The organism is Nocardioides sp., assembly GCF_034670285.1.
Classification (GTDB): Bacteria; Actinomycetota; Actinomycetes; order Propionibacteriales; family Nocardioidaceae; genus Nocardioides.
In genome coordinates this window covers 1-10289 of the sequence record NZ_JAXMNS010000097.1, presented here as the reverse complement: position 1 = coordinate 10289, position 10289 = coordinate 1, and the positions used below count along the sequence as shown (strand labels likewise).

At 71.3% G+C, this 10289-nt stretch carries 11 protein-coding genes; 4 read left to right on the top strand and 7 right to left on the bottom strand.

Annotation, left to right across the window (positions count from 1 at the left end; translation table 11 throughout):
* Nucleotides 1–772: ABC transporter ATP-binding protein (locus VOI19_RS06900; RefSeq protein ID WP_323792222.1), on the bottom strand; the 772-nt coding region annotated here is incomplete at its 3' end.
* Nucleotides 763–1692, bottom strand: a complete 930-nt coding sequence (locus VOI19_RS06895; RefSeq protein WP_323792221.1) for a metal ABC transporter substrate-binding protein — start codon at nt 1690–1692, stop codon at nt 763–765. The genes VOI19_RS06900 and VOI19_RS06895, both read right to left, overlap by 10 nt.
* An 83-nt stretch (nt 1693–1775) precedes the next feature.
* On the opposite strand from VOI19_RS06895, the gene VOI19_RS06890 reads away from it, so the two are divergent.
* Nucleotides 1776–2615, top strand: a complete 840-nt coding sequence (locus tag VOI19_RS06890; RefSeq protein ID WP_323792220.1) for a sulfurtransferase — start codon at nt 1776–1778, stop codon at nt 2613–2615.
* Nucleotides 2616–2736: 121 nt separating this feature from the next.
* On the opposite strand, the gene VOI19_RS06885 is transcribed toward VOI19_RS06890, so the two are convergent.
* Genes VOI19_RS06885 through VOI19_RS06875 form a run of 3 tightly spaced genes read right to left on the bottom strand, consistent with a single transcriptional unit; the run spans nt 2737 to nt 7156 of the window.
* Nucleotides 2737–4749 (bottom strand): SDR family oxidoreductase, encoded by a 2013-nt coding sequence (locus tag VOI19_RS06885; protein ID WP_323792219.1) that lies wholly within the window; start codon nt 4747–4749, stop codon nt 2737–2739.
* 50 nt (nt 4750–4799) lie between these two features.
* Entirely contained in the window at nt 4800–5852 is a 1053-nt protein-coding gene (gene sepH / locus VOI19_RS06880; protein WP_323792218.1) for a septation protein SepH, read from the bottom strand.
* A complete protein-coding gene (locus VOI19_RS06875; RefSeq protein ID WP_323792217.1) occupies nt 5849–7156 on the bottom strand; it encodes an MFS transporter in 1308 nt (435 codons plus the stop codon). Before VOI19_RS06875 ends, sepH begins: the two co-directional genes overlap by 4 nt.
* 61 nt (nt 7157–7217) lie before the next feature.
* On the opposite strand from VOI19_RS06875, the gene VOI19_RS06870 reads away from it, so the two are divergent.
* The 3 genes from VOI19_RS06870 to VOI19_RS06860 all read left to right on the top strand — a co-directional run bounded on the left by VOI19_RS06870 (nt 7218) and on the right by VOI19_RS06860 (nt 9569).
* Nucleotides 7218–8324 carry a ferrochelatase gene (locus VOI19_RS06870; protein WP_323792216.1) on the top strand — a complete coding sequence of 369 codons (1107 nt, stop codon included), beginning with the start codon at nt 7218–7220 and terminating at the stop codon, nt 8322–8324.
* Nucleotides 8321–9202, top strand: a complete 882-nt coding sequence (locus VOI19_RS06865) for an inositol monophosphatase family protein (RefSeq protein ID WP_323792215.1) — start codon at nt 8321–8323, stop codon at nt 9200–9202. The genes VOI19_RS06870 and VOI19_RS06865 overlap by 4 nt, the downstream gene beginning before the upstream one ends.
* A gap of 76 nt (nt 9203–9278) precedes the next feature.
* Nucleotides 9279–9569, top strand: a complete 291-nt coding sequence (locus VOI19_RS06860; RefSeq protein ID WP_323792214.1) for a DUF4193 domain-containing protein — start codon at nt 9279–9281, stop codon at nt 9567–9569.
* Nucleotides 9570–9634: 65 nt separating this feature from the next.
* Here the strand turns inward: VOI19_RS06860 and VOI19_RS06855 are convergent, their stop codons facing one another.
* Both VOI19_RS06855 and VOI19_RS06850 read right to left on the bottom strand, forming a co-directional pair.
* On the bottom strand, nt 9635–9970 hold the full coding sequence (locus tag VOI19_RS06855) for a DUF4235 domain-containing protein (protein WP_323792213.1): 336 nt from the start codon (nt 9968–9970) through the stop codon (nt 9635–9637).
* 32 nt (nt 9971–10002) lie between these two features.
* Nucleotides 10003–10289 (bottom strand): DUF3093 domain-containing protein (locus VOI19_RS06850; RefSeq protein ID WP_323792212.1); only part of this gene is annotated, 287 nt, incomplete at its 5' end.

Below are 10289 nucleotides of genomic sequence, written 5' to 3'. Positions count from 1 at the left end.
CGTGGTCGCGGCGACGTGCGTCGGAGTCGTCCGGGTGATGGTGGGTGTGGGTCTCGCCCAGCCACGGCTCGTGGACGGCCTGGTCGGCGATCGGCGCGCCGTCGTAGGCGATGCGACCGTCGCGCATGACGACGGCGCGGTCGACGAGCTCCTTCAACGGGCCGAGCTCGTGGGCCACCAGGACGATCGTCACGCCTCGGGCCTTGAGCGCCGCGAGGGCATCGGTGAGGGCCTGTTGGTTGGGGAGGTCGACGCCGGCGGTCGGCTCGTCGAGGAAGAACAGGTCGGGGTCGCCGGCCAGCGCCCGCGCGATGAGCACCCGCTGCTGCTGCCCGCCCGACAGGTTGCTGACGCCGTCGCGCGCCCGATCGGTCAGACCCACGAGCTCGAGGGCGTCGTCGATCGCCCGCCGATCGACCTTCGAGAGAGGACGCAGGAGACGCCGCCGGGTCAGCCGCCCCGATGCCACGACCTCGCGCACCGAGGCGGGCACGCCGGACGCGGCGCTGCTGCGCTGCGGCACGAAACCGATGCGGTGCCACTCCCGGAAGCGGTCGAAGGGGGTGTCGAAGAGGGTGAGCTCGCCTCGGCTCAGGGGACGCAGCCCGGTGAGCGCCCGCACGAGCGTGGACTTGCCCGAGCCGTTGGCACCCATCAGGGCCACGAACTCACCGGTGTGCACGGTGAGGTCGATCCCGCGCAGCACGGGACGTCCGCCGATCGCGACGGCGCCGTCCACGAGGCGCACCGGTGTGGTCGGGCTCAGCGACACGCGTTGGCCTCCTGGAGGGAGGTCAGGTTCTGCTCCATCAGAGAAAGGTAGTCCTCATCGGCGGTCTCGTCCGACAGGCCCTCGATCGGGTCGAGGATCGCGGTCGTCACTCCCACGTCGTCGGCCAGGGACTGGGTGAGCTTGGGGCTCGCCAGCCGCTCGCTGAAGACGGTGGTGACGCCCTCGTCGGCGATCAGCAGCTGGAGGTCCCGGAGACCGGCGGGAGAGGGCTCGGCGTCGGGGGAGAGGCCTGCCACGGGTGCGAACTCCAGGCCGTAGCGCGTGAGGTAGCCGAAGGCGTCGTGCGACACGACGACGGTCGTGCGCTCGCAGTCGGCGAGTCCGGCCTCGAAGCCGGCGTCGAGGGCCTCGAGGTCGGTGCGCAGTGCGGCGGCGTTGCTGGTGTAGTCGTCGGCGTGATCGGGGTCGATCTCCTCGAGGGCCTCGGCCACGGCGTCGCCCAGGGTCGCCATCCGCCGCGGGTCGAGCCAGAAGTGCGGGTCGAGCCCGCCCTCGTGGTCGTGCCCGTCGTCGGCGGTGTGCAGCTCCTCGTCCGCGTGGTCCTCGTCCGCGACGGGCAGCAGCCCGACCACCGCGGCTGCGTCGAGGACCTCCCCGGTCGCGTTCTGCTCGACCGCAGCGTCGACGGCGGCCTGGAAGTCGGCCTCGTAGATCACCAGGTCGGCGCGGGCGAGGTCGGCGGTCTCGCTGATGGTCAGCTCGAGGTCGTGCGGCTCCTGGCCCGGCGTCGTGAGGGCGACGACCTCGGCGTGCTCGCCGGCGACGCGTGCGGCGACGTACTCCAGGGGATAGAAGGCGGCGGCGACCTGGACGCCGTCCGCGCTCTCGTCCCCGAGTGCGGAGCAGCCGGTGGCGGCCAGCAACGTGGTCGACAGGCCGAGGGCAAGTGAGTGGCGCATGAGAATCATTCTCAGGGAGTTGAGAATGATTGTCAAAAATTCAAGCCGTGCGGTCTGGTCCGGGCAACCGGCACACTGGCGTCGTGAATCCCCTCATCTCGACGCGCGAGGTCAGCGACCTGATGGCCTCGGGCGTCGGACCCACGATCCTCGACGTGCGCTACCGACTCGGAGGCCCGGCCGGTCTGCAGGAGTACGCCGCCGGGCACGTGCCGACTGCCGCGTACGTGGACCTCGACACCGACCTCGCGGCGCCCCCGGGCGGCGTGGACGGCGGCCGGCACCCGCTGCCCGACCCGGCAGTGCTCGAGGCAGCGCTGCGCCGCAGCGGAGTCAACGCCGACCGCCCGGTCGTCGTCTACGACGACTGGCAGGGTCTGGCGGCCGGGCGCTGCTGGTGGCTGCTGCGCCACCACGGTCACCGAGACGTGCGTCTGCTCGACGGGGGCTGGGCGGCCTGGGTCGCTGACGGCGGCGCGGTGGAGACGGGTTCCTCGCAGGAACGCGCGGCCGGTGACTTCAGCGTCTCACCCGGCAGGGCGGCCGACGTCGTCGACTCCGGTGGCCTCCTCGACGTGGAGGTCCTCGTCGACGCGCGCGCCGGGGTCAGGTATCGCGGCGAGGAGGAACCGGTTGACGCGGTCGCCGGGCACGTCCCCGGCGCTCGCAACGTGCCCACCTCCGCCAACCTGGGCGACGACGGTCGCTTCCGTCCGGTTGCCGAGCTGCGCGAGCTGTACGCCGCGGTCGGCGCTGTGCCCGGCGCCGACGTCGCCGTCTACTGCGGGTCGGGCGTCACCGCGGTGCACGACCTGATCGCGCTCGAGCTCGTCGGCGTGCGGGCTCGGCTCTACCCGGGCAGCTGGAGCGAGTGGTCGGCCGACGCGTCACGGCCGGTCGCCACGGGCTCCGAGTGCCGCTGAAGGTCAAGGCTGCCTGCAGAGTCACCGGGTCTCGACATCCGATCGGCACCTCGTCGCTTCGCTCCGAGGGGCCGTCGTCTGCTCAACCGGATCCACGTTGGCAGTGCCGGTGAGGCCGGCACTACCAGTGAATCCCCTTGAAGACCTTGGCCAGCATGATCTGCTCGCTCTCGCGCGTGCCGCCGCTCGCGCCCTCGCCCTTGGCCGCCGCGGAGTCGGGGAACACGTGGTAGGCCATGTTGAGGATCCGGAAGGCCAGCTTGGGCGCCACGGTGTGCATGACGGCCCCGACGTTGCCCAGGGCGGTGTTGATCTCGTGCGGGCGGTCGACCATGGCCGAGATGACGATGTCGGCAGCCTGGGCCGGCGAGATCGTGGGGAACTTGTCGTAGAGCTTGGTGGGCGCGATCATCGGCGTCCGCACGAGCGGCATGTGGATGTTGGTGAAGGTGACGCCGTCCCCGACCACCTCCGAGGCCACCACGTTGCTCCACGAGTCGAGCGCGGACTTGGAGGCGACGTACGCCGAGAAGCGCGGGGGGTTCGTCTGCACGCCGATGGAGGAGATGTTGACGATGTGGCCGGACCTCTGGCTCTGCATCGCGGGCATCAGCCCCATGATCAGACGGATCGCTCCGAAGTAGTTGAGCTGCATCGTCCGCTCGAAGTCGTGGAAACGATCGGTCGAGAGCCGCAGCGAACGGCGGATGGAGCGCCCGGCGTTGTTGACGACGAAGTCGACGGTGGGCAGCTCGGTGGCGATCTGCTCGCAGAGCCGGTCGATGGCGTCGAGGTCCGAGAGGTCGCAGGGGAAGACGTGCGCCGTTCCGCCGCGCATCTCGATCGTGGAGCGCGTCTCCTCGAGCTTGTCCTTGCCGCGGGCGACCAGCACGGGGATGCCGCCGGCCTGGGCGACCTTCAGGGCGGTGACCTGTCCGATTCCGGAGGAGGCGCCGGTGATCACGACGTGCTTGCCGGCGAGCGCCTTGCAGGTCTTGGAGTCCTGGGCCGTGGACTGGTCGAGGTTCTCCTCCCAGTAGCCCCACAGCGTGCGGACGTAGCTCTCGAGGTCGGGCACGGCGATGCCCGATCCCGCCAGCGCTCGCTCGGTGCGGGTGGAGTCGAAGACGGCGGAGAAGCCGGTGTGCGCGAGCACCTCGGCCGGGATGCCGGCGCGGCCGACGGTCTGGTCGAGCAGCACCTGCACGGCCTTGTTGCGCACCAGCGTGTTGATCACCGAGCCGGGGCGCAGGGGCTTGGGCACGAACGCGGTGGCCCGGGCGATGCTCCGGTCGAGCGGGGTGGCGAACTGGGGCGCCCCGGCGGCCTTGCAGAAGGTGTTGATCATCTGCACCGTCGGCTGCGGCTCCGGGTTGACGAGGTGGAACGTCTCGCCGTCGTGCCCGGGCGCGTGAGCGAGGTGGTCCATGGCCTTCGCGACGTAGTCGACCGGCACGACGTTGGTGTCGCCGAGGTCGATGCCGGCCATGGGCAGCCAGGCGGGCAGCCGGTCGCGCATGGCCTTCATCAGCCCGAAGAAGTAGTAGGGCCCGTCGACCTTGTCCATCGCACCGGTCTGGGAGTGCCCGACGACGATCGAGGGCCGGTAGACGCGCCACGGGACGCCGAGCGTCGGAGCCTCGTCGCGCACGATCTTCTCGGACTCGTACTTGGTGCGGTGGTAGGGCGAGGGCAGGTGCTGGCCCTCCTCGAACATCGTCTCGTCGAACCGGCCACGGAACTCACCAGCGGCAGCGACCGAGGAGGTCTGGTGGAAGCAGCCGGCCCGGAGCGCGCCGGCGAGCTCGACGGCGTGGCGCGTGCCGCCCACGTTCAGGGTCTCGTTGGTGGCGTCGTCGGCGGTCATGTCGTAGATCGCGGCGAGGTGGAAGAAGTGGTCGATCCGGCCCGCGTGCGCGTCGATCCACGTCTGGTCGACGCCGAGGTGGGGAGAGGAGAGGTCGCCCACCACGGGCACGACCCGGTTCGAGCCCCATCGACGCATCAGGGTCTCGAGACGACCCATCGAGCCTTGCCGGCACAGGACGAAGATCTCGCCCTCGCGGTGATCGATGAGCTCCTGAACGAGGTGTCGCCCGATGAAGCCTGTTGCGCCGGTCACGAAGTAGGACATGCGCGGAGGATACGTCCTGAGCACCCCGGTTGGGCAGGGGGTGAGCCGACTCAGCCGTCGTTGGGGCCGAACATGATCTCGTCCCAGCTCGGGACCGAGGCCCGGCCCTTCTTCTTCGCCACCGCGCGCCGTGCCGGGGGCTCCTCGACGGGCTCGTCGGCAGCCTCCTCGTGGACGACGACCGGCTCGGCCGGAGCCTCCATGACGGGCTCCACGACAGGCTCAGCTTCAGCCTCGGGAACGGTCTCGGTCGCAGGCTCGGGGCTGGGCTCGTCGGCGAAGAAGGCGTCGAGGGGCAGCACCGGCTCCTCGAGCTCCGGCTCCGGAGCTGCGGCGTCCTCGTGGACGAGTCCGATCGCATCGTCGCCGAGGGCGAGCTCGTCGGCGGGCACGGAGGTCAGACGACGCTCGCGGGCGCCCTGGAGGTCGTCGCGGGCCGGGGCCGGGCTCGCGACCGACTCACCGACCAGCCAGCGGGCGTCCTCGTTGTCGAGCATGACGTAGTTGCCGGGGGTGTCGAAGGTGAAGTGCGCCGAGCCGGTGCGCAGGGAGAGCTCGTAGTCGGCGACGAGCGACCAACGGCCGTCCTCGCGACGCCAGGCGTCCCAGGTGACTGCCTCCGGGTCGACGTTGCACGAGCGCAGGTGGGCCGCGACGGCGTCGCCGAGGGTGCGGGTGGTGCCGGCGGACTCGCCGACGGGACGGCGCAGGTTGGAGCGCTGCGCGCGGTCGGCGACGTGCTGGCGCTCGGCGAGCACCGGGCCGGCGAACGCCATGATCTTGTCGACGCTCGTCTGGGCGGCCTCGGCGACCGCCGCGGCACTCTCACCGGACCGGATCCGTGCCTGGATGTCGCGGGGACGAAGGGTGCTGTCCATCGTGGTCTCCACCTTGCCGATGCGAGAAGCGTCGCCGCGGAGCGCGGCGCGAAGTGCTGGGGTGATGTCGAGGAGGAACGGGGCGCCGGTCTGGTCCGACAGGAGCAAGGCAGCCCCGTCGCGGCTGACTCCGGTCATCGACAGCGGCGAGGGAGGCCCGTACGCCTGGTGCGGCGGCGTGTCGGTCGCGGTGGTGACCGTGGTGCTCGCCTCGTGCCCTGTCATGGGGGTGTCTGCCTTCTCGTTCGCCGGGTGGTGCCGGGGATCGGTGCCTGTCCTTGTGTTTCGTCCGACCTTACGCCAGCGGGGGAGTGCTGCTCGTGCACCGCGCCGTGGTTCGGAACCGCGCCGACGACCCCGGTGACTCGCGTGAGCAGCGCAGCGACGAGCGCGATGGCACCACCCGCCGCCGAGACGAGGTAGGCGGTGGAGGCGCCTCGTGCATCGACGACGAGTCCCGCGAAGGCCGCTCCCGGCGCGACGCCGGCGACCATGCCGGTCTGGAGGAACGCGAGTCCTTCGGTGAGTCTCGCCGGGGGGACGCACGCCTCGGCGAGCGAGATCGTCGCGATCAGGGTGGGCGCGATGGCGAACCCGGCGACGAAGAGCGCCGCGGCCATCGCCCACAGCGAGTCGATCAGCGCGAGGGGCAGCATGGTGAGGGTCATCGCCGCAGCGCCGATCCGCAGCCGCTGGAGGACGGTACGGCGCCAGGTGAGCGCGCCGGTGAGCACGCCGGCGATGAGGCTGCCCGCAGCCCACACCGCCAGCAGCGGACCGGCGTACGCCGTGGCGCCCTGCTCGTCGCTGAAGGCCACGGTGGTGACCTCCGCGGCGCCGAAGAGCGCGCCGAGCGCGAGCGAGACGATGCTGAGCGGCAGGATCGTCGCCCACGGCATGCGGGGCCGCGCATCTCGCTCGACCACACGCGGGTGCGGCGGCGGCTCGGTGCTGCGCTGGGCGCTCAGCGCGAGCGTGCCCACCACGCCGGCGACCAGAGCGGCAGTCAGCCCCGCCAGCGGGTGCGCCGCGGTGGCCAGCAGCGTGACGACGATCGGCCCCGTCATGAAGACGGTCTCGTCGGCCACCGCCTCGAGCGCAAAGGCGGTCTGGCGTTGGTTGTTGTCGGCCAGGGCGTAGGACCAGCGGGCACGCACGCAGCTGCCGACTGCCGGCAGCGCCGCGCCGGTCACGGCAGCGAACGCGAACGTCGCAGCCAGGGGCAGGCTCTGCTCGACCGACCACATCAGGCCGGCCAGCGCAGCGCCCCAGATCGTGATGGCGACCGGGAGGACCCGCGACTGCCCGAGGCGGTCGGTCCACCGGGCCTGGGGGACCGCCAGGGCGGCGTTCGACGCGAGGGTGACGCCCGAGACCAGTCCGGCCAACCCGTAGGAGTCGGTGCGCGCCTCGACCAGCAGGACGATGCCGAGGCCCACCATCGAGATCGGCAGCCGCGCCACCAGCCCGGTCGCGCTGAAGAGCGCAGTTCCGGGTTCACCGAGGATCCGACGGTAGATCGCGAGCATCTCCGGATCTTAGGGGTGCGGCCCCCTCTGAGGGGTGACCCGGCGCCCCTACGATGAGCGAGTGACTGATCCCTATGACGCGTTGCTCCTCGTCTCCTTCGGTGGACCCGAAAAGCCCGAGGACGTCGTGCCGTTCCTCGAGAACGTCACCCGCGGACGCGGGATCCCCAAGGAACGACTCGAGCAGGTCGGCGAGCACTACTTCCTCTTCGGTGGCCGCTCGCCCATCAACGACCAGAACCGCGCCTTCCTGGCTGCCCTCGAGGCCGACTTCGCCGAGCACGGCATCGACGTCCCGGTCTACTGGGGCAATCGCAACTGGGACCCCTACCTGCGCGAGACCGTCGCCCAGATGGCCGCCGACGGCGTGACCCGCGCGGCCTGCTTCGTCACCAGTGCCTACTCCTCGTGGTCGAGCTGCCGCCAGTACCGCGAGAACCTCTACGACGCCGTCGACGGCATCGAGGGCGCCCCGCGCCTCGACAAGCTGCGCCACTACTTCAACCACCCGGGCTTCCTCGAGCCCGTCGTCGACGCCACCCTGGCCTCGCTGGCTGACCTGCCCGACGGGCTGGGTGACGACGCCCGGATCGTGTTCGTCACGCACTCCATCCCCACGGCCATGAACGACGGCAGCGGCCCACCCGAGCTGGGTGGCGGGGCGTACGTCGCCCAGCACCGCAGCGCCGCCCAGGTCGTGGTCGACCGGATCGCCGAGCAGACCGGCCGTCACCACGAGCACGACCTCGTCTTCTGCTCGCGCTCCGGCTCGCCGCAGACCCCGTGGCTCGAGCCCGACGTCAACGACCACCTCGAGGCGCTCGCCGGTGAGGGGGAGGCCGCGGGACCGTCGGCCTCGGCCGTGGTGATGGTGCCGATCGGCTTCGTCTCCGACCACATGGAGGTCATCTACGACCTCGACACCGAGGCCCTCGCCACGGCCGAGCGCCTCGGACTGCCGGCTCGCCGGGCGGCGACCCCGGGCGTCGACCCGCGCTTCGTCGCCATGGTGCGTGACCTGCTCCTGGAGCGCGCGGCGATCGAGTCGGGCGAGCCTGCCGCTCCCGCGTCGGTCGGGAGCATCGGTCCGATGTGGAACCAGTGCCCGGTCGGCTGCTGCGCCAACCCGCGGGGCGAGCGTCCCGCGCTGTGCGGTCAGGACGCATGACCCGCGCTGACCCCGATCTCCTGGCGCAGCTGGCCGACCTCGCTCTCGAGGTGGCCCGTGAGGCGGCCGACCTCGTGCGGGGCCGAGCCCGTGCCGGGGCCGTCGTGGCGGCCACGAAGTCCAGCGCCATCGACGTCGTCACCGAGGCCGATCGGGCCTCGGAGTCGCTGATCCGCGCCAGGGTCGCCGCCCGGCGGCCCGACGACGCCTTCCTCGGCGAGGAGGGCGACGACGTCGAGGGCACGAGCGGCGTCCGGTGGATCGTCGACCCGATCGACGGCACCGTGAACTTCCTCTACGGCATCCCGCAGTACGCCGTCTCGATCGCCGCCGAGGTCGACGGCGAGATCGCGGTCGGAGTGGTGATCGACGTCGCCAAGCAGGTCGAGTACGTCGCGCGTCCCGACGCGGCGACCGGCGCCCTGGTCGCCCAGCGCAACGGCGAGCCGATCTCCGTGCGCGGGCCGGCGCCGCTGGAGCAACGCCTGATCGGCACCGGGTTCTCCTACCTCGCCGAGACCCGGGCGCTCCAGGGGCGCGCGCTGGCCGCCCTGCTGCCTCGCGTGCGCGACGTACGACGCCTCGGGTCCTGTGCGCTGGACCTCTGTCACGTGGCCGAGGGCCTCCTCGACGGCTACGTCGAGGAGGGGGTGCACCTGTGGGACCACGCCGCCGGCGCGCTGCTCGCTCGAGCGGCCGGTGCGCAGGTCGACACCGGGGTCGGGGTCGGTGGCGGCACGCTGCTGCTGTGTGCGCCATCACACGGCTTCACCGACCTCCGCCAGGCCACTCGCGAAGCGGGTTTTTGGCGGGAATATCCCGCGGGCCGGGCATGTTCTTGGAGTCCAGCCGGGCCGCTGTTCCCCTTTCCGGGGTGATAGTGCACAATCTGCCCCGCCGGACCGGGCACGCAGCGTGGTCCGAACTAGGTTTTGAGAGGGGAGTGAGCGACGCATGGCGACCGACTACGACGCACCGCGCAAGAACGAGGAAGATCAGTCCGAGGAGAGCATCGAAGAGCTCAAGGCGCGTCGTCACGACAAGAACTCGGGCAAGGTCGATGAGGACGAGACCGAAGCGGCTGAGAGCTTCGAGCTTCCGGGGGCCGACCTGTCCCACGAAGAGCTCGCGGTCGAGGTCAAGCCCAAGCAGGAGGACGAGTTCACCTGCATGAGCTGCTTCCTGGTGCACCACCGCAGCCAGCTGGCCGACGAGAAGAAGACCTACTGCGTCGACTGCGTGTAAGAGCTCAGCTCTTCACGTCAGCGGCCCGCATCTCGGCGGGCCGCTCCTCTCGGGGCCGGCGGCCCTCAGGCCTTCTCGACGTCCCGCTCCAGGCCGGGAGGCAGCTTGCCGGTCGACTTCACGTAGTAGCCGGCCGCCTTGCGCTGCGCGAGCATGCGCGCGAGCCCCACGAAGGTGCCGCTCGCGGCAGCCCACATCACTGCCTCGCGCATGTTGACGTCGGGGTCAGCCGGATTGGCCGGCGGGTTCTTGCCCGTCGCGGCCTTCCAGGACGTGTTGAGCCCCTTCTTGGCGACGGTCGCGGCTCCCAGCGAGGCCGCCAGCGCGAACACCGACCAGACCTTCGAGCTCTCGGCGACGTCGCGCGTCTCGAACACTGGTTCGGAAGACTTCTTTGCCATGGCTCGACCCTAAGGCATGGCCCTTGTGGGCTTCAGGATCGGGCGCTGGTCAACGAGCCGATGGCGGCAGCGAGCTGCTCAGGGTGGCGGGTCGAGACCAGCCAGTACGGCGCGGGGTCCTGCGGGTCGTCGATGGTGATCCGCACCGCGCGACGCAGGTAGGGGCGCAGCACCAGGTAGGCGCGTGCGTCGGCGTCGACGCCCGCCGTACGACGGGTCTGCTCGGCGTCCAGGGCCTCGACCCGGCCGAGGTGGTGGCCCGCGATGTGGGCCCGACCGACGCGCAGCTCGCCGTCGGCGACCTTCACCTCGGAGCTGC